20 protein-coding genes and 1 pseudogene are annotated in these 18,991 nt (G+C 57.5%); 17 read left to right on the forward strand and 4 right to left on the reverse strand.

What is annotated here, in order from left to right; translation table 11 throughout:
• The 5 genes from rplF to rplO are packed head-to-tail and all read left to right on the forward strand — an operon-like array spanning position 1 to position 2,232.
• Positions 1 to 537 carry a 50S ribosomal protein L6 gene (rplF, locus tag ADA16_RS07770; RefSeq protein ID WP_048760667.1) on the forward strand — a complete coding sequence of 179 codons (537 nt, stop codon included), beginning with the start codon at positions 1 to 3 and terminating at the stop codon, positions 535 to 537.
• Positions 537 to 935: a 50S ribosomal protein L18 gene (rplR, locus tag ADA16_RS07775; RefSeq protein WP_048760670.1), complete on the forward strand. Its 399-nt coding sequence runs from the start codon at positions 537 to 539 to the stop codon at positions 933 to 935. Before rplF ends, rplR begins: the two co-directional genes overlap by 1 nt.
• A gap of 34 nt (positions 936 to 969) precedes the next feature.
• Positions 970 to 1,587, forward strand: a complete 618-nt coding sequence (rpsE, locus tag ADA16_RS07780; protein ID WP_005510059.1) for a 30S ribosomal protein S5 — start codon at positions 970 to 972, stop codon at positions 1,585 to 1,587.
• Positions 1,588 to 1,592: 5 nt separating this feature from the next.
• The gene (rpmD, locus tag ADA16_RS07785) at positions 1,593 to 1,778 is read left to right on the forward strand and encodes a 50S ribosomal protein L30 (protein ID WP_048760958.1); all 186 of its coding nucleotides are present in this window, start codon (positions 1,593 to 1,595) and stop codon (positions 1,776 to 1,778) included.
• A 7-nt stretch (positions 1,779 to 1,785) separates the two neighbouring features.
• A complete protein-coding gene (rplO, locus tag ADA16_RS07790; RefSeq protein ID WP_048760672.1) occupies positions 1,786 to 2,232 on the forward strand; it encodes a 50S ribosomal protein L15 in 447 nt (148 codons plus the stop codon).
• Positions 2,233 to 2,316: 84 nt separating this feature from the next.
• Here rplO and ADA16_RS11510 read toward each other — a convergent pair whose 3' ends face one another.
• Complete coding sequence (locus ADA16_RS11510) at positions 2,317 to 3,438, reverse strand: aminotransferase class I/II-fold pyridoxal phosphate-dependent enzyme (RefSeq protein ID WP_414629657.1); 1,122 nt, start codon at positions 3,436 to 3,438, stop codon at positions 2,317 to 2,319.
• Positions 3,439 to 3,561: 123 nt separating this feature from the next.
• A pseudogene (locus ADA16_RS11515) lies at positions 3,562 to 4,221 on the reverse strand (6-carboxyhexanoate--CoA ligase); the annotation flags it as partial.
• 349 nt (positions 4,222 to 4,570) lie between these two features.
• Between ADA16_RS11515 and secY the strand changes: the two are divergent.
• The 3 genes from secY (at position 4,571) to ADA16_RS07810 (ending at position 8,348) form a co-directional block, all read left to right on the forward strand.
• Positions 4,571 to 5,908 carry a preprotein translocase subunit SecY gene (gene secY, locus ADA16_RS07800; protein ID WP_048760674.1) on the forward strand — a complete coding sequence of 446 codons (1,338 nt, stop codon included), beginning with the start codon at positions 4,571 to 4,573 and terminating at the stop codon, positions 5,906 to 5,908.
• On the forward strand, positions 5,908 to 6,459 hold the full coding sequence (locus ADA16_RS07805; protein WP_048760676.1) for an adenylate kinase: 552 nt from the start codon (positions 5,908 to 5,910) through the stop codon (positions 6,457 to 6,459). Before secY ends, ADA16_RS07805 begins: the two co-directional genes overlap by 1 nt.
• A 464-nt stretch (positions 6,460 to 6,923) precedes the next feature.
• Entirely contained in the window at positions 6,924 to 8,348 is a 1,425-nt protein-coding gene (locus ADA16_RS07810) for an HNH endonuclease signature motif containing protein (RefSeq protein ID WP_239659399.1), read from the forward strand.
• A 146-nt stretch (positions 8,349 to 8,494) separates the two neighbouring features.
• On the opposite strand, the gene ADA16_RS07815 is transcribed toward ADA16_RS07810, so the two are convergent.
• Positions 8,495 to 9,076, reverse strand: a complete 582-nt coding sequence (locus tag ADA16_RS07815; protein ID WP_048760677.1) for a hypothetical protein — start codon at positions 9,074 to 9,076, stop codon at positions 8,495 to 8,497.
• 281 nt (positions 9,077 to 9,357) lie between these two features.
• Between ADA16_RS07815 and map the strand changes: the two genes are divergently transcribed.
• Positions 9,358 to 10,158 carry a type I methionyl aminopeptidase gene (gene map / locus ADA16_RS07820; RefSeq protein ID WP_048760679.1) on the forward strand — a complete coding sequence of 267 codons (801 nt, stop codon included), beginning with the start codon at positions 9,358 to 9,360 and terminating at the stop codon, positions 10,156 to 10,158.
• Between the two features lie 40 nt (positions 10,159 to 10,198).
• Here the strand turns inward: map and ADA16_RS07825 are convergent, their stop codons facing one another.
• Complete coding sequence (locus ADA16_RS07825) at positions 10,199 to 11,593, reverse strand: purple acid phosphatase family protein (protein WP_048760681.1); 1,395 nt, start codon at positions 11,591 to 11,593, stop codon at positions 10,199 to 10,201.
• A 342-nt stretch (positions 11,594 to 11,935) separates the two neighbouring features.
• On the opposite strand from ADA16_RS07825, the gene infA reads away from it, so the two are divergent.
• The 8 genes from infA to ADA16_RS07865 all read left to right on the forward strand — a co-directional run bounded on the left by infA (position 11,936) and on the right by ADA16_RS07865 (position 18,850).
• Entirely contained in the window at positions 11,936 to 12,157 is a 222-nt protein-coding gene (gene infA / locus ADA16_RS07830) for a translation initiation factor IF-1 (protein WP_016422077.1), read from the forward strand.
• 296 nt (positions 12,158 to 12,453) lie between these two features.
• Positions 12,454 to 12,822, forward strand: coding sequence for a 30S ribosomal protein S13 (gene rpsM, locus ADA16_RS07835; RefSeq protein ID WP_005509836.1), 369 nt, complete (start codon positions 12,454 to 12,456; stop codon positions 12,820 to 12,822).
• Positions 12,823 to 12,825: 3 nt separating this feature from the next.
• A complete protein-coding gene (rpsK, locus tag ADA16_RS07840) occupies positions 12,826 to 13,230 on the forward strand; it encodes a 30S ribosomal protein S11 (protein ID WP_016422078.1) in 405 nt (134 codons plus the stop codon).
• 24 nt (positions 13,231 to 13,254) lie between these two features.
• Complete coding sequence (gene rpsD, locus ADA16_RS07845) at positions 13,255 to 13,860, forward strand: 30S ribosomal protein S4 (RefSeq protein WP_005509964.1); 606 nt, start codon at positions 13,255 to 13,257, stop codon at positions 13,858 to 13,860.
• A 73-nt stretch (positions 13,861 to 13,933) separates the two neighbouring features.
• On the forward strand, positions 13,934 to 14,959 hold the full coding sequence (locus ADA16_RS07850; RefSeq protein WP_048760682.1) for a DNA-directed RNA polymerase subunit alpha: 1,026 nt from the start codon (positions 13,934 to 13,936) through the stop codon (positions 14,957 to 14,959).
• A gap of 37 nt (positions 14,960 to 14,996) precedes the next feature.
• Complete coding sequence (gene rplQ, locus ADA16_RS07855; protein WP_048760684.1) at positions 14,997 to 15,467, forward strand: 50S ribosomal protein L17; 471 nt, start codon at positions 14,997 to 14,999, stop codon at positions 15,465 to 15,467.
• Between the two features lie 312 nt (positions 15,468 to 15,779).
• The gene (locus ADA16_RS07860; RefSeq protein ID WP_048760965.1) at positions 15,780 to 16,649 is read left to right on the forward strand and encodes a tRNA pseudouridine synthase A; all 870 of its coding nucleotides are present in this window, start codon (positions 15,780 to 15,782) and stop codon (positions 16,647 to 16,649) included.
• Between the two features lie 59 nt (positions 16,650 to 16,708).
• Positions 16,709 to 18,850: a DUF6541 family protein gene (locus tag ADA16_RS07865; protein WP_048760686.1), complete on the forward strand. Its 2,142-nt coding sequence runs from the start codon at positions 16,709 to 16,711 to the stop codon at positions 18,848 to 18,850.
• Positions 18,851 to 18,991: the final 141 nt, after the last annotated feature.

Here is an 18,991-nt window from a genome sequence, read left to right on the forward strand (position 1 = left end):
ATGTCTCGTATTGGTAAGAACCCTGTCGTTGTCCCGGCAAACGTTACTGCTGAGGTCAACGGCCAGGACGTTTCCGTCAAGGGCCCGAAGGGCGAGCTGTCTGTCTCTATCCCGGCTCCGATCACCGTTGAGCTGAAGGACAATGAGATTGTTGTCAACCGTCCGGATGACCACCGCAAGAACCGCTCCCTGCACGGCCTGTCCCGTTCGCTGATCAACAACATGGTTGTCGGTGTTACCGAGGGCTACACCATCAAGATGGAAATCTTCGGTGTCGGTTACCGTGTCGCCAAGAAGGGCAAGGACCTCGAGTTCTCCCTGGGCTACTCGCACCCAGTCCTGATCGAAGCACCGGAAGGTATCACCTTCGACGTCGACGGCACTACCAAGCTGTCGATCACAGGTATTGATAAGCAGAAGGTCGGACAGCTCGCAGCTAACATCCGTCGTCTGCGTAAGGATGATCCTTACAAGGGCAAGGGTATTCGTTACGATGGCGAGCAGATCCGTCGCAAGATCGGAAAGACGGGTAAGTAATGAGCAACACCAACGAAAAGCGCCTCCCGGTAGGCAAGGACATCTCGACTCGTCGTCGTGTCGCCCGTGCCCGCCGTCACGCACGCCTGCGCAAGAACGTCCGCGGCACCTCCGAGGCACCGCGCCTCGTCGTACACCGCTCTTCCCGCCACATCACCGCTCAGGTTATCGACGACTCCATCGGTCGTACCCTGGCTGCTGCTTCCACTCTGGACGCAGATTTCCGCGGCTTCGAGGGCGACAAGAAGGCCAAGAGCGCCAAGGTCGGCGAGTTGATTGCTGCTCGCGCCAAGGATGCTGGCATCGAGAAGGTCGTTTTCGACCGCGGTGGTTACCAGTACCACGGCCGCGTTGCTGCTCTGGCCGAGGCTGCCCGTGAAGGTGGTCTGAAGTTCTAATGCGCACTTACAAGTCCAACGGAAGGAATGCGTGATGTCGGAACGCGATAAGCGCGAAGGCGGACGTAACTCCGCTGACAACAAGAACAACAACCGTCGTGGTGGCCGCGGTAACGACCGTCGCCAGCAGGACGAGCGTTCGCAGTACATCGAGCGCGTAGTAACTATCAACCGAGTTTCCAAGGTCGTCAAGGGTGGTCGTCGCTTCAGCTTCACCGCTCTGGTCATCGTCGGTGACGGCGAGGGCATGGTCGGCGTCGGCTACGGCAAGGCCAAGGAAGTACCGGCAGCTATTCAGAAGGGTGCTGAAGAGGCTCGCAAGAACTTCTTCCGCGTCCCGATGATTGCCGGCACCATCACCCACCCGGTTCAGGGTGAGACCGCTGCTGGCATCGTGCTGCTGCGCCCGGCTGCCCCGGGTACCGGTCTCATCGCCGGCGGCGCTGTCCGCCCGGTGCTCGAGTGCGCCGGTGTTCAGGATGTTCTGTCCAAGTCGCTGGGTACCAACAACTCCATCAACGTTGTTCACGCAACCGTTGATGCCCTCAAGCAGCTGGTTCGCCCCGAAGAGGTCGCCGCACGTCGTGGCAAGTCCCTCGAAGAGGTAACTCCGGCACGTATGCTGCGCGCACGCGCAGGTCAGGGAGCGTGATTTCCATGGCACTGAAGATTACCCAGGTCCGTGGTACCGCTGGTACCAAGCAGAACCAGAAGGATTCGCTGCGCACTCTCGGCCTGAAGCGCATCAACGATTCCGCCGTTCGCCCGGATACTCCGGCTGTGCGCGGTCTCGTGAACGCTGTGCGTCACCTGGTCGAGGTCGAAGAAGTAGCGGGGGAGTAGGTAAACCATGAGCGAACCAATTAAGCTCCACGACTTGGCCCCGGCTCCGGGTGCCAAGAAGAACAAGACTCGCGTCGGCCGTGGTGAGGCTTCCAAGGGTAAGACCGCTGGTCGCGGCACCAAGGGCACCAAGGCCCGCAAGCAGGTTCCGGCAGCATTCGAGGGTGGCCAGATGCCACTTCACATGCGTCTGCCGAAGTTGAAGGGCTTCAAGAACCCGGCGAAGGTCACCTTCCAGGTGGTCAACGTTTCGGATCTGGAGCGTCTGTTCCCGAACGGTGGCGACGTCACCATCGCCGACCTGGTTGCAAAGGGCGCTGTCCGCGCTAACCAGCCGGTGAAGGTCCTCGGCGACGGCGACATCAACGTCTCCGTCAACGTCACCGCAACCAAGTTCTCGGGCTCCGCAAAGTCCAAGATTGAGGCTGCAGGCGGCTCTGTCACTGAGGCCTAAAGCATTCAAGCTTTAGCAAAAGGGCTCCTAACCCATGTGGTTAGGAGTCCTTTGGCTATTTACGGGGCGGGGCATACCGGTGGCCTAGATCAGGCTGGTGCTCCGCAGAGCCCGCTCCAATTGATCGATGTCAGTGTCCGTATGGCGCGCGGTAATGGTCAAGCGCAACATTGCCTCGCCACGGGGAACCGTGGGATAGCGAATCGCAGGAATAAACACGCCCAGCTCCCGCAACTGCTCTGAAGCCGCCATCGCGGCGTCCTCGTCACCAACAGCCAGGGGGATGATCGCCGAAGCTGGTTCGGCATGCGCTCCCACCAGGGCTCGTACGCGCGCGATATTACGGCGTAAACGCTTGACGACGTCCCCAGCCTCCAGTTGTTTCAACGCTGTGCGGATAGCTGCGACGGAACCGGGGTTCATGGACGTTGAGTACACAAAACTGCGGGCTTGATTGCGTAGCAGTTCGCCAACTGGTGCCGAGCAGAGAACGAATCCTCCTTCGACGCCAAGAGCCTTGCTCGCGGTGCCGACCACAATGTCCGGATGAACGCTGAGGTGCGCTGCGGTGCCGCGGCCGTGTTCTCCGATAACGCCGATGCCGTGGGCGTCGTCAAGCATCAGCCATGTGTTGTGACGGCGACAGGTGCGTTCGAGTGCATGCGCATCGATGACTTCGCCTGACATCGAGAAGACAGCATCGGAGATAACAAGCTTGTGGCGCGCGTTAGATGTTGCGAGGAGACGGTCGAGTGCACGGTAGTCGGCGTGTGGAAAGACTGTGACGTTTGCTCGAGCATTGCGGCAACCGTCGATGATGGAAGCATGGTTGGCGGCGTCGGAGAAGATTTCAACGTCGGCGGTGGCGATCGCAGCGATGGTCGAGTGGTTAGCCTGATAGCCAGTCGCAAAGAGAACGGCATCGTCGAAACCGAAGAACTGCGCGAGTTCATCCTCAAGTGCGCTGTGGATGCTGGTTCCGGTGGTCAGACGAGAGCCGCCGGACCCGGTGCCGAAATGTTCGATGGCCTCTGTGGCTGCTGAGATGAGTTCGGGGTGTGTCGAAAGGCCGAGGTAGTCCGAGGAAGAAAACAACAGGTAGTCGGTGCCGTCAATTCGGCTGTGGGGCAATTGTGCGGTCTCGAAAGTGCGCAGTGTGCGGGCGAGTCCTTCAGCGGCCCAAGCCGAATTCCGGTGAGCGGCGATTGTAGAGAGATCGCTGCTGGTGCGGTCCTCGCCCGTGGTAGGGCTATCGGTGAGAACGTCGGAGGCACCGGTAGTGGTCGTCGAGGAACTCGAGTTGGGCGGGAGCTCGACGTAGACAGGTGCGTTTTCCAAGTAATTGATTAGTTCGGGGACGTCTGTGCCGGGCTCAACGATGAAAATGCGAGTGCCTAGAGTGCTGCCGTGGCTCTTGATATTGGGGATGCGGTGGAAGATTCCGTCTAGCGCGAGGTATCCGCGAGTGTAAAAGGGGTCGTCGGAGAGGCAGATCTCTGCGATGATGCCCGAGGCACTGTGAACCTTAGATGCGAGGATAAGGGCCTCGTGAAAATGGTCCTTGGCACAGTCCTTGCTGGGGTGCGAGACGGCATCAAATGTCGAGACCCGTACCCCGCGGACGGGGTTAGGGTCGAGGCGCTCACCGGAGGAGGCATCGATAAGAGCGGCGCCGCGGAGGCCGGTGAGTGAATAGGCCAATTCGACGGCGGTATCGGCTGCCTCGATGCCTGCTGCGTGCAGGAGTCGACCGATTAGATCGCGTGCATCCGCAGGGCAGGAGCTCGACTCTAGGAAAGGAGTCAACGCGGGCACGGTGCAAATGGTCGACTCTTCAATATTGTCCACCGTGATGTGAATTGTGTCGGCGCGACCCTTGTCGTGGTGAAGTGCACGGCTAGTCATTGCAGAGGCTAACTGGGGTAGTTCGGCGGCCGGTGCAAGACGCTCAGCGCCAGAAATATGGAAACCATCGGCGCTGGAACGCATGCGGATGCTGTAGGTGCTCACAGAGAAAAACTTTAACACTGTTCAAGTTTCTTGTGAGATAGCTGAGTTTGGCTCGGCCGGGGTGTCGTGGCCTCAAGGGGATGGGGCGCTGGGATCGTCGTAAAGCGAAAAGAGGCGATGGGGTGGAGCGCTGCAGTAACGGTGATATAGAGGCGTATTGCGACGATGTGGAGAAACGCTGGTAGACTCACTACGTCAAATACTGTCAATTTAAGGTTTGAGGAATACGTCATCCCCGCTGCTTAACTAAAACGGGAGACTGCTGGCTGATGAGCGGGTGAGTCTTTCGGGAAAAGCGTGGGAAAGCGGATTCCTTGACCTCGGGAGGATGCACGTGGCTTCCGGTCTCATTGCGGCGTTGCGCGATCCCGATTTGCGTAAGAAGATCTTCTTCACTCTGACGATGATCATTCTGTACCGAATCGGCTCACAGATTCCGACCCCTGGTATCGACTACCAGTTGGTCAACGCGCAGCTCGAGCAGATTTCGAAAGATCAGTCCAGCGTTTACTCGCTGATCAACCTGTTCTCAGGTGGCGCTCTGCTGCAGATGGCGATTTTCGGCATCGGCATTATGCCGTACATTACGGCCTCGATTATCGTCCAGCTGCTCACGGTGGTGATTCCACACTTCGAGCAGTTGAAGAAGGAAGGACAGTCAGGTCAGACGAAGATGACCCAGTACACCCGCTACCTCACAGTGGCGTTGGCGTTGCTGCAGTCTGCCGGCATTGTGGCTATGGCAGACCGTGGTGCCCTGCTGGGTGGCTCGCAGTCACTACTGGTTAAGGATGCAGGTGTCTTTGACCTCGTGGTGATGGTTGTCGTGATGACCGCCGGTGCGGTGCTGGTCATGTGGATGGGTGAGCTCATTACTGACCGAGGTGTCGGCAACGGTATGTCGCTGCTGATTTTCGCCGGTATCGCCGCTGGTATGCCAGCGCAGGGAGCGAATATTCTGCGCTCCACTACCGGTGTCGTCTTCGCGACCGTAATTGTTGCGGTCCTGGTTCTCATCATCGGCGTTATTTTCATCGAGCAGGGACAGCGCCGCATTCCGGTGCAGTACGCAAAGCGCATGGTGGGGCGTCGCCAGTATGGTGGCTCTTCCACCTACTTGCCGCTGAAGGTTAACCAGGCCGGCGTTATTCCGGTCATCTTTGCGTCCTCGCTGATTTACGTTCCGGTTCTGATTACCCAGATTATTCAGTCCGGTCAGTCGAATCCGAACATGGACAACTGGTGGCAGCGCAATGTCATTCAGTACCTGCTGGCACCGTCCAGTTGGCAGTACATCGTGCTGTTCTTCCTGATGATTATCTTCTTCTCCTTCTTCTACACCTCCGTGCAGTACGACCCGCACGAGCAGGCGGAGAACATGAAGAAGTACGGCGGATTCATTCCGGGCTTCCGCCCGGGACGTCCAACTGCTGAATACCTCTCGTACGTCCTGATTCGCCTGCTGACCGTCGGTTCGCTGTACCTGGCGCTGATTGCTGTTCTGCCAAATGTCGCGCTTGATATGGGGCTTGGCGACGCAAACGCTGGTACAGGCGGTATGTTTGGAGGTACAGCCCTGCTGATTCTGGTCAGTGTTGCGCTGACGACGGTCAAGCAGGTTGAAAGCCAAATGATGCAACGTAACTACGAAGGGTTCTTGAAGTAATGCGACTCGTACTTGTAGGTCCTCCCGGTGCAGGCAAGGGCACCCAGGCAGCTATCCTCTCGGAAAAGCTCGGTGTCCCGCACATCTCCACCGGCGACCTGTTTCGCGCAAACATCGGTGAAGGCACTCCGCTCGGCATTGAGGCGAAGTCTTACATCGACGCCGGCAATCTTGTTCCGGACGACGTAACTGTGCGTATGGTCGAGTCTCGCCTGAATGAGGACGACGCTGCCAAGGGCTTCCTGCTGGATGGCTTCCCGCGCACGGTTGGTCAGGCAGAGGAGCTAAAGCGTCTGCTGTCCAACCTCGGTACCGAGTTGGACGCTGTCGTGCAGTTCGACGTTTCTGAGGACGTCGTAGTCGAGCGCATGCTGGCTCGTGGTCGCGCAGATGACACTGAAGAAGTAATCCGCAACCGCATGCACGTGTACACCAATGAGACCGCTCCGTTGCTGGATTACTACTCGGATAAGATCGTTAAGATTGCCGCTGAGGGGTCCGTTGAGGAGATTAACGAGCGCACGATGGCTGAGCTGGAGAAGCTGAACTAATCTCCTGGCGCACCGCTAATTGGCGCTCTGGCATCTTTCCGTTGGTCGGGCCGATGGGTTTGGCCACTTGTAGATGGTTTATTGAAGCCGTTCTCTCGAACCGTTGAGGTTTGGAGGGCGGCTTTTGTGTTGAGTGGGCTCGGGAGGGGGAGGGGGGCTGCCTAGTTGGCTTGAATGGTGTGGAGCTAAAAGGGAAAAGAAATACGAAGAAGGGTATTGACGTACTCGAATGGGTGTGCGATATTTGTATGTAGTAGGGGATAGTTAGGGAAGTAAAAGCGAAAGCGATTTCTAGGGGATTCGAGGGGAGGGGAATGATGCGACCTAATCAACCGCAAGGTCAGGAGCCGTCAAGGGGGCTGAGTCAAGCACTGTCGGTGTCGCAGATATTAGACTTGATAACTCAATTCGAAGCTCTGTCTCGGTTAGTTGTGGAGAGCTTCGGTGATTTATCGCCAGTTCATATGCGAGATGCCTATGCGTTGATTGAGAGGGCTCGGAAGCGCCTAGCCATAGTTGACGCGGAGTACTTGGCGGCGCTTGCGCCGGAGATACCTTCATCGAATCACCGGAAAGTTGCTTGGCTGGCGGAAGAGTCTCATATTTCCCGTGCGGAGGCTCGTCAGCGAATTAGTTGTTTAGGGCGGCTCCGGAAGGAAGCGGAGCCTTTTTCGTCGAAAAGTGACGATGAAAGAATGCCTGCTCTGCGGGACAAGGTATCCGAAGGGGTCGTAGGGGCGGATGCGGTTCAAAAGATTGATAAAGCTGTCAAAGGTCTCCCGAAATCAGAACATGCGCGGGTGACACAGGCCTTGGATGAGCATGCCAGTGAGGTTGTGACGCAGGTGCGTGTCGACGACTTGGGTGCGCTGTCACATCGACTGCGCGCGATGTTGGGATTGGATGATCCATATACGGATGAGGACAGACAGCGGCTGCGGGGAGTGAAGGTCGGACCACAACGAGCCGACGGTATGAGTCGGTTGACGGGGCTGATTACGCCGCACTTCGCGGCGATGCTGAAGAGGTTGCAGGCTGACTACGGGCGGCCGGGTGGACTCCTGGAGGAAGCCGCTAAGGATGAGCGCGCTCCAGAGCAGCGGTTTCATGATGCACTTGAGGCTGCGGTCGATGCCGGTTTTGGGATAGGTGCGACCTTAAAGCCGGTGCGGGGCACCACGTCGGTTGTCACTGTGGCCCATATTTCGGATATCGCGAAAATAGCGGGCGTAAAGCTGCAAGGCACGGATGGTTGGAAGTTGCCGGGGGCAGGGAAAGCAATCAGCGATGGTGGCGTGCGAATGTCAATCGCTGAGGCGATAGAGAAGGTTGCGGCCGGAAATTCATTCTTGCAGGTTTTGGGAGACAAGGGGCAGAGTCTGTTTCTTGGCCGATCGCAGAGACTAGGGACGATGGCCCAGTACCTTGCGCTGTGCGGCGAGGAAGGCGGATCTTCCGCGCCGGGCAAAGCTACGCCACCGGCTATGTGCGATATGCATCATATTGAGTCCTGGGCGAGGGGCGGGGCAACGGACATTTCAAATCTGACATTCGTTGACCCCGGTACGCATCGAAAGATTGATGACAAGCGGTCGAATGACAAATCCTGGTGGACGTTGCGCCCGGATGAGTGTGAAGGGGAGCCTGTCGAAACGGAACGGGTGGTGTGGATTGAGCCAGGAAAAGACCGAAAGACGAATGGTTCATCGGAAGAGAAAAACAGGAACTCGAATCAAGATTCAAACGCTTTTGATAACCCAGGACGTTGGTTGCGGCGAATACTTCGGCAAAAAGGGACGAAGCGTAAGCAAGACGATACGGATGACGCTGACTCCGGCGGTGCGGGCGGGTGCGGTGCGGATGCGGATGACGAACGGGCCGGGCGATAACGAGGCGTAGGGGTAACGCTGGCGGGAGGTGAAGACTCTTTTGGGGTGAGTACAGCAGAAGTGCTCCGGCCGTAGCGAAATCAGAGCGTTACGGCAGCGGAGAGTTGATGCTGGGTGAGTTCCCTGGATTGAACTGCAGGTTAGGGCTACTGGAAGTCCTGAATGATTTCATCGATAAGCGGTTGTGCGGCATCGGCATCAATATTCGCGAAAACAAACTCCTGGTAGATGCGGTTATCCTCGTCGATGACCATAACGAAAGGGGAGCCCTTGTTGACGCCGCTAAATGCGTGCTTGCCGGGTAGCTCGTATGGAACGTAGTTCTCGACGGACTCAGCCTTTTCATTAATCCGGCTGACAGTGGCCGGGTCCTCGGCCGTACTGAGCATCGCAGTGCCGCTGTCGCCAACAGCCATCACACAGGTGAAGCCATGTACGCTCTCACTGCCAAAAATGATGGGTTTAGAGTCATCCGATTCGACGCAGCTACCAACCGCTTCCTTAACTGCATCAGGAGTGAAATTCTGGATTGACTCAGGCAGCGCAGAGGTGCCCATGAAACCCGCGGCGCTCCCAGTGGTGCCCGACGATTCTTCGGAGGGAGCAGCGGGCGGAGCAGTCGGTGCTGACGGCGGTTCGGGATTGCTTGAGCATGCGCTAACCAGGAAAAGTGAGCTGGCAGCAATAACAGCGCCCGCAGTTTTTGCGGACTTCAACAGTGAATGCATGCCAGTTATCGTAAGGCAGCTCTTGTTAGCGTGTAAACTACGTCAAAATTCAAGCAAGCTAAAGCGAACTGGAGCAAGCTGAAGCGAACTGGAACGAATTGATCGTGGCGTAGCTGTCACCAATGAGCATTTGTAAAGATTCCCATGCAGCGCCACATGGAGAAACATGAATCCCCGCGCTGTTTTTTTGGGGAGGGGGGGGGGAGCGCTGCTCGCTCAGATTGTGTGGCGCGGTTAGCCGGTGGCCCCCTATCCAAGGCAGAGTAGACTCAACCAACGTGATGAGTTTTCGACGACGCCGCAAAGTAGTTCCCGCCCGCACCGAGGGGGAGTTGGACGCAATGCAAGCGGCCGGCGAGATTGTCGGCCGTGCATTGCTGGCCTGCCGAGATGCTGCAAAACCAGGTGTGACCACGGCAGATCTCAATGAGATTGCCCATCAGGTCATTACCGATGCTGGTGCAACGCCATCTTTCCTTGGTTATGAAGGTTTCCCGGCGTCTGTCTGTGCATCCGTGAATGAAGTTGTCGTTCATGGCATTCCGTCCTCGTCCACAGTTCTATCCGAAGGCGACCTGGTCTCGATTGACTGTGGTGCAATTCTGGAGGGGTGGCACGGCGATTCGGCACTGACTTTCGGTGTCGGAAAGCTGAGTGAAGATGTCGAAAAACTAAACATTGCGACGTCGGAGGTCCTTGCCGAAGGCATTAAAGCAATGGTGCCGGGTGCTCGCCTCACCGACATTTCGTACGCGTTAGAAATGGCTACACGAGAGGCTGAACTGCGCCACGATATTGAGCTCGGCATCGTCGATGGATACGGCGGGCATGGCATCGGGCGCGAGATGCACATGGATCCCTTCCTCCCCAACGAAGGCAAAGCAGGCAAGGGCCCCCGCATCGTCGAAGGCTCCGTGTTGGCCATCGAACCGATGCTCATTCTCGGCGGCGAGTGGGGTAGCGATGAGCTTGACGACGGCTGGACGGTCGTCAGCGCTGATCGAATGCCGGCGTCCCATTGGGAGCACACAGTTGCCGCCACGGCGGACGGCCCCCGAATTTTGACTCCTCGGTATGAATAGCCAGTGCGTCGTCAAGCGTTTTCAGTGTGCTTGACGGCCACTAGATGTTGTCGCGAACCTGCTTAGACTCACCACACTTGTCGATGGTGAAAGAGTCCATTGTCCGGCCAGCGGCATTAATGCTGGTCGAGGTGTAGTTGTCGGCACCCTCGTGTGTAATGACGGAGTCGACAGTCATGGTGCAGCCCTGAACCGAAGTCTTGGCGTAGGTGGCAGTCTCCTTAGCCCAGACCTTGCGGTTTGCGCCGTTGTTATCCCAGGCGGCATTTTCTGGTTCAGCTTCGTAGAACTTTGAACCAGCCGAGGAAACCATGTAGACAGGGCCGGTGTTTTCGCCGTCGACTTCATTGTCGAAGCGGTGTCCTCGAGCGTATGCGTGGTCATGGCCGTTCAAGACCAAGTCGACATTGTGCTTTTCCAGGATGTCGCCGAAGTACCGCAAGTTTGTGGTGGTAATCCGCTTAGTTGTGGCGTTGTATACCGGCTGGTGGAACATCACTACAGACCACTGGTTTGGATTGGAAGAAAGCGCCTCGTCCAGGAACCGTGCCTGCTGTGAAAGGAAAAGGTTGTTCGAGGTCAACGCGATGAATCGAACGCCCTGGTAGTCCGCGTAATAGGTGCTCTCCGGCAGGATAGCGGGACCGTTGGTCGGGTGAGTGTAGTGGTTTTGGAAGTTCTTTGCGAGCGGATCACCTTTGAGTTCGTGGTTGCCGAGGGCGGTCAACATGGGCATCGTGCGTGCGGTAGGTCCCTGCGCTTCGAACCACTGATTCCACTGTTCATCGTCATCGGCATCATTAATTTGATCGCCAGTATGTACCGCCAATGCGGCATTCGGAACAGCGTTGTATGCCGCCTGTGCGGAAATCTTCGCTTCTTCGGTCAGACCATTTTGGGCATCGCCAAAGTAGATAAAGTCGAAATCCTGAGGGGCGGCAGCTGCGGTGCGGAAAGTGTCCCAAGGTCCGGAAGCGCCGTTGGCCGTGATAATTCGGTATTCATATTCGGTCGCAGGAGTAAGGTCGGCGAGCTCCGCGAACTGGTGGACGCGATTTGTCCTCCCTGTCTCAGTAGTGGTTGCAGTACGAACCTGGTCAGTGCCAGTTGGGCGGTACTCAACGGTAGCGTCGGCAGTATCTGCGCGGAAGGTGACGTTCATGCCGGTTGAAGCATCCTCAGTGGGAGAGAGGATAACGCGATCAGCAACGCCTGGGATGGCGTTGGTGAGAATGTCGGAACCGTTAACCGCGCCAATAGTCTGATCTCCTACCTCTGCTGCTGCAGGGGCGGCCACTGCTGGATTGATAAGACTGGACAGTGAAAGTGCGGCCACCGCAAAGCCCGCAACGGAGCGGTGCTTGAACAGAGACTTAGTAGCAGAATTATTGGCGGAGTTATAGCCGCGGACACTCAAAGGCATGATTTTGGACATGTCACTAATTTGATATCTATCAATGTCCGAGTAGTTAACTCGAGGTAAAAGCCACGCGAAAAATCAGAACAGAGGTCAGAATATCGCCACTTGGGACGCGATGACTTCTGCCCGCGTGGCGTGAATCCGCCTGCCGTCGCCTGCCGTCGCCTGCCGGCAATGCCGTAGTGGTGCTATTTGGTAAATACGCAGGTCGCGTGTAAAGTTGGGCGATGGTGTAGGCGCAGTGTCGCTGCAGTGATGATTATCCCTGCGCGGAACTGCTAAAACACCAGGCAGAGTAGAGATTTCCCAACTGGTGCCGGGGCTGTCCCGGGTATCCGCCAGAGAGACGTGGAGGACATGGCTAAAAAGGAAGGCGCAATTGAGGTTGAGGGCCGCGTCGTCGAGCCCTTGCCGAACGCGATGTTCCGAGTGGAGCTGGACAACGGGCACAAGGTGCTCGCCCATATTAGTGGCAAGATGCGCCAGCACTACATCCGTATTCTCCCGGAAGATCGAGTCGTAGTGGAGCTTTCTCCGTACGATCTCGAGCGTGGGCGAATCGTCTACCGCTACAAGTAAATCGACTTGACCACTGTTGTTAGTGGTTATGAGCTCATTTACTAACTAGACAGAAACTCCACCGTCCTAGCTGCTTCTGGTGACGGCCGCGTGATGCTGAGACCTGCTGTCTCAGCAGTTCGGCGCGGCGGTTCTTTATGAAAGCTTTTCCGCAGAAGTAAGCGAGACTACCTCCGGCAACGGTGGCTGGAGCCTTTCTATAACACCTGTGCGACTCGGCATCCGACCGAGTAAGCCGGGTCTGGGAAGGATGGCAGTGGAGTAAACCACCGCATCAACCGGAAGGAATTTGCCGTATGGCACGCCTTGCTGGAGTTGACCTGCCACGCAACAAGCGTATGGAGGTCGCTCTTACCTACATTTATGGCATCGGCCCCGCCCGTGCCAATGAGCTGCTGGAGAAGACCGGCATCTCTCCGGATCTGCGCACCGACGCTCTCACCGATGAGCAGGTTGCTGCGCTGCGTGACGTGATTGAAGCTACCTGGAAGGTCGAGGGTGACCTCCGCCGTCAGGTTCAGGCTGATATCCGCCGCAAGATTGAGATTGGTTCCTACCAGGGTCTGCGCCACCGTCGTGGTCTGCCGGTCCGTGGTCAGCGCACCAAGACCAACGCTCGTACGCGTAAGGGTCCGAAGAAGACGATCGCCGGAAAGAAGAAGTAAAACATGGCAGCTCCGAAGTCCGCACGCGGCCGTCGTACCGGCCGTCGCGTTGTAAAGAAGAACGTGGCTCAGGGCCACGCATACATCAAGTCCACCTTCAACAACACCATCGTGTCCATCACGGACCCGAAGGGCGCTGTTATCTCGTGGGCCTCCTCTGGTCACGTCGGTTTCAAGGGCTCTCGTAAGTCCACTCCGTTCGCTGCTCAGATGGCCGCCGAGAACGCTGCTCGTAAGGCTATGGAACACGGTATGAAGAAGGTCGACGTTTTCGTTAAGGGCCCGGGTTCGGGCCGCGAAACCGCCATCCGTTCCCTCCAGGCCGCTGGCCTTGAGGTGTCCTCGATCTCGGATGTGACCCCTCAGCCGCACAACGGCTGCCGTCCGCCGAAGCGTCGTCGCGTCTAGGAATAGGGTAAGGAGAGAACAGAAATGGCCCGTTATACCGGTCCCGCAACCCGTAAGTCCCGTCGTCTCCGCGTCGACCTCGTCGGTGGCGACATGAACTTTGAGCGTCGTCCCTACCCTCCGGGGCAGGCTGGTCGCGCTCGCATCAAGGAGTCGGAGTACCTGCTCCAGCTCCAGGAGAAGCAGAAGGCACGTTTCACCTACGGCGTGATGGAGAAGCAGTTCCGTCGCTACTACGCCGAGGCTCACCGTCGTCCGGGCAAGACTGGCGATAACCTCGTCGTCCTGCTGGAGTCGCGTCTCGACAACGTTGTCTACCGCGCTGGTCTGGCTCGCACCCGCCGCCAGGCTCGTCAGCTGGTTTCCCACGGCCACTTCACCGTTAACGGTAAGAAGATTAACGTGCCGTCCTTCCAGGTAAGCCAGTACGACATCATCGACGTGCGACCGAAGTCGCAGAAGATGATTTGGTTCGAAGAGGCACAGGAAAACCTGGTCGACGCTGTCGTCCCGGCATGGCTTCAGGTTGTTCCTGAGTCCCTGCGCATCCTCGTGCACCAGACCCCGGAACGCGCACAGATCGACATTCCGCTTCAGGAACAGCTGATCGTCGAGTTCTACTCGAAGTAATAACTAACTTCGCTTGCATCCATTCATTCCCTATGGCGTCATATAGCGGTCGCCACCTGGAGGATTTTCGAAAATGCTCATTTCCCAGCGCCCAACGCTGACTGAGGACTACATTGATTCCTCTCGCTCCCGGTTCGTCATCGAGCCGCTGGAGCCGGGTTTCGGTTACACCCTCGGTAACTCCCTTCGTCGTACGCTGCTGTCGTCCATCCCGGGCGCTGCAGTTACCAGCATCCGCATCGACGGTGTGCTGCACGAGTTCACCACCATCCCGGGCGTGAAGGAAGATGTCTCCGACATCATCCTGAACATCAAGGGTCTGGTGCTCTCGAGCGAGTTCGATGAGCCGGCTACCGTCTACCTGCGTCGCGAAGGTGCAGGTGCGGTTACCGCAGCTGACATTGAGTGCCCGGCTGGTGTGGAGGTCTACAACCCGGATCACCACATCGCTACCCTCAATGACTCCGGTCGCCTGGATATTGAGATGATCGTTGAACGTGGTCGCGGCTACGTGCCGGCGACCCCGAACTCCGGTGGCGAAATTGGCCGCATTCCGATGGACCAGATTTACTCGCCAGTTCTGAAGGTCAGCTACAAGGTGGAGGCTACTCGTGTTGAGCAGCGTACCGACTTTGACAAGCTGATTATCGATGTCGAGACCAAGAACTCGATCACCGCTCGCGACGCAATGGCGTCTGCAGGTAAGACCCTGGTCGAGCTGTTCGGTCTGGCGCGTGAGCTGAATGAGTCCGCTGAAGGTATCGAGATTGGCCCGAGCCCGCGCGAGGCTGAGGATGTCGCTGCGTACCAGACTCCGATTGAGGATCTGGACTTCTCTATGCGCTCCTACAACTGCCTCAAGCGCGAGGAGATCCACACCGTCGGCGAGCTCGCTGCTCGTACCGAGTCGGATCTGCTGGATATCCGCAACTTCGGTGACAAGTCCATCAATGAGGTCAAGGAGAAGCTCGCTGAGCTTGGCCTCGCTCTGAAGGATTCCCCGAACAACTTCGACCCGGCTGCTGTCGCTGATTTGGACGCTGCCTCGGGTGATGACGCTGACTGGACTGATGGCGCAAGCGCTGGCTACGACGAGTAGTTCACCGACGCGACTTCATTAAAACGAGGAGATACCTATGCCTACCCCTAAGCAGGGTTCCCGTCTCGGCGGCTCCGCTTCGCACCAGAAGAAGATTCTGGCTAACCTTGCGAAGCAGCTCATCGAGCACGGCAAGATTAAGACCACCGACACCAAGGCCAAGCTGCTGCGTCCGTACGTTGAGAAGCTGATTACTAAGGCAAAGAGCGGCACTCTCGCAGACCGCCGCAACGTTGCCAAGCTGCTTAACGACAACTACGCAGTTCAGAAGCTGTTTGACGAGATCGCTCCGCAGTTCGCCAATCGCGACGGCGGCTACACCCGCATCATTAAGCTGGGTAACCGCAAGGGCGACAACGCTCCGATCTCTTTGATCGCCCTGGTTGAGGAAGAGACTGCAACTGCTGAGGCTACCCGCGCAACTCGCGCTGCTGCTTCCAAGCAGGCTGAAGAGGCAAAGGCCGAAGAGGCTGAGGCTGCTGAGGCTGAGGCTGCAGAGGAGAACTAGTTTCCCTCGCCGATGGTCTCTGGCCGTCACAGCTTTAACCCCCGCTGAGCAGTTCATATTTGAACGCTCAGCGGGGGTTCTTTGTGCTTTACGACGGCCACCGCGCCCCGAGTTTAGTTCTGTTTTCGGTCGCGATAATCGATACGGTGGCGATATCGAGCGCTGCATGGACGACCTGCTAGGCAATCTGTCGATTTTCTAATCCGCGGTCCCCGCTACAATCTGTTAAGCGTGACATCACTTACTCCAACGATTCCGGAAACTCCGTGCGAATCTGCCGACTATGCCGATACCGTTAGCACAGCAACTGACCTGGCTCGGCTACGCTTTGACATCGCTTATGACGGGACAGATTTCCACGGGTGGGCTGCCCAACGCAATAAGCCCACTGGAGAGCCAGTGCGGACCGTGCAGGCGACGTTGGAATCAACCCTGGAGAAGGTGTTGCGCACACCGGTGCAGCTGACTGTGGCCGGTCGCACAGACGCTGGTGTGCACGCCTCCGGGCAGGTGGCTCACGCGGATGTGCCGGTCTCCTGTTTGGATACTCGTTCCATCGCAGGGGACCCGGGTAACTTGGTCCGTCGTGTAGCGCGGCTATTGCCCGCGGATGTGACGCTTCGCGGCGCTTCGTTTGCGCCCCCAGGGTTTGATGCCCGCTTTTCCGCGTTACGTCGACATTATGTTTATCGTGTTAGCAGCAGTATCAGTGGTCCACTGCCTACTCGAGCGCGCGATACTGCCCACTGGCGGCGATCTGTGGATATTGAACGCATACAGGTGGCGGCCGATGCTCTGCTGGGGCTCAATGACTTTGCCGCTTTTTGCCGGCACAAGCCGCATGCGACAACCACTAGGGATTTGCAGCGTTTCCAGTGGTTCGACGTTTCCACACGGGAAGAACCCGAGTTGTACGAGGCCCATGTGACTGCCGACGCCTTCTGTTGGTCTATGGTGCGCTCACTGGTTGGAGCGTGCCTTAGCGTCGGTGAGGGGCGACGTGCGGTCGGATTTACTGAACAGTTGCTGGCCGAAGAGAAGCGTTCTCCACTGGTTCCCGTGGCAGAGGCACGTGGGCTCAGCTTGGTAGGTGTTGATTACCCCGAGGATGCTGACCTGGCGGCGAGGGCGGAGCAGACTCGCGAACGTCGCGATGCCCGGCCAGATCTGAACGAGGCTTAAATGTACGAGCTGTCAGTAGTATTTTCTGAAGAAAGCGACCGTAGGAGGAGTGTTCGGTAGTGGTGTGGGCAATTGTTAGCTTGGTTGCGCTGCTCGTAATCCCCGGCGCTGTTGTGGTGCGAGCCAGCGGTGTTCGCACCCCGTGGGCGCTGGCTCTCGGTCCAGCGGTGACGTTTGGTATCGCAGGCACCGCGGGTTGGGTGCTCGGTGCTTTAGACGTGCGCTTTACCTTGGTCAGTGCATCTATCTGCTGGGCGGTCGTAGCGCTTCTTGCGCTGTGCTGGAGCGGTGGCAGTGCGTTGCTTCGTCGACGGCGCGGTGGCGCTAATCACTCGGTGTCGGCTGAGTCGCAGCCGGCCGCAGATAGGCGATGGAGGGAGCTGGGCTATGGGCTAATGGCCAGTATTGGCATCATCATCGCTGCGGTCGTTCTCGCGTGGACCGCTATTAGTCGGGTCGCGCCTATGCCTCAGGGGATGGCGACTATTCAGCAGGGCTGGGACACGCTCTGGCATGCCAGTGTGCTCCGTTCGATTACGGAAGACGGCGTGGCCTCAGCCACCAGGATGGGCGAGATTCAAAATGTGGAAACTCAGGCGGTCTCTTACTATCCCGCCGCATGGCATGCGTTTGGTGCGCTATGGATATTGATTGTCCGTCTGCCGATTACCGAGGCGGTCAATTATCTCGGCATTATCATTCCAGCGGTGACTATACCGACGGCCGCTGCAGCTTTGACCTGGCGAATTGTTGATCGCCGAAAGCTATCGACCGCAGTTGCCGCGGGGATTGCGTCGCTTGTTTCGGCAGCACTTCCGGTATTGATGCCCGTCGGGGTCTTTGTGGGTGCCTGGCCGTACCAGGTAGCCATCGCGCTAGCGATTACCGTCTTCGCCTTTGTCACGTCGCTCCCACACGCGCCGCAGCGCATTTTGAGCGCCACTCTCGCGATAATCGGTATCGGGGAGCTCCATCCGGCATCGGTGCCGACGGTCGTTATGATCGGTGCAATCTGGTGGCTGTGCTATCGCCTGCCGCGTCCCGTACATCCTGAACTGGGTGCGGTTCGCGCCAAGCTTTACGACGTCGCGGCGATTGCAGCCGCCTTTGTGCCAGCAGTGGCAGTTCTTTTACCACAGTGGCTTACGGGAACTTCTCAGACCGAGGATGTGCGTGCCGTCAGTGCTGAGGTGGAAGACCTTAATCGTTTTGATGCGTGGTATCGAGGCGCGACAATGCTGACTCGCCATACCGAGGAGTTTCGGCCGTTTTGGCCAATCATCATCCTCGGATTTATCGGGATGGCATTTTTGGTCTTCTCGGACTTTTCGCGCCGACGTGTGTGGGTCGTACCGGCATGGTTTGTTTCGGTGTTGATGACCACCCACGCACTCAATCATTTTGGTGGTGTGCCGGGGGATATTCTTGCGCTGTATACGAATCTCCACTATTCCACGCCTCACCGGTTGGTGATGGTCACCGCGTACCTGTTTTCCGCGTTTGCGGGCATCGCAGTCGCGTGGACCTGTGCGTGGGCAGCCCGTATTAGTGAGGCCAAGGTGCCTTCAACAGGACAGGTTCTGGGGTTGAGCTTAGCGACGGCGAGCTCTGCTGTGCTTGTGGTCTACGGAGTGGCGTCTAATGCTAGCGCTGCGGATTTCTCATACAAGACTCCTCGGGAATGGCAAATCATTTCCAGTGCTGATTTGAAGGCATTTGACTGGTTGGCTGAGCAGCCGGAGGCACATAAGTACCGCACCTTTACCAATCCGCCAGAGGGGTCAGGCTGGATGTACCCCCGCAATGACTTGCCGGTAGTGTTCCCGCACTATGACTGGCCAGTGGCGAATAAATGGTCAGCCACCTCGATGTTGTATTGGCACGCTGATTACCTCGGATTTGCAGATCCCGATCGGTCGGATGGCGTAAACGATGTCGACCGAGCAGCCCGAAAGCTCAACGTTGGATTCATCTATTTATCACCCCCGGGTATTTGGGACGCCAAGGAGGATTTAGAATTCCCTGAGGAAGAAATGTGGCGAGCTCCAGGAGTAACCCCTGTTTATCGAGATCGGGAGGTAACTATCTTCGCGTTCAATGATGTGATTTCGCCACAACGCATCGATGAGATGCGCGCTAGTTCTCCGGAAGTAATTCCTCCCTCGGCTACTAGGGGATGGAGCGATGGTCGGGTAGGTTAGGACACCATGCGGACGAATAAATTTATGGCAACTATTGCAGCCGGTGCGATGATGATTCTCGCGCTGGCCGGATGTGGAGACGACGAACCAGCTAAGCCGGAGGTCTCGGACCGCTCCATCAGTTCTTCCGCCAAGACTAAA

It is taken from the genome of Corynebacterium vitaeruminis (assembly GCF_001054325.1).
Lineage (GTDB): Bacteria > Actinomycetota > Actinomycetes > Mycobacteriales > Mycobacteriaceae > Corynebacterium > Corynebacterium vitaeruminis_A.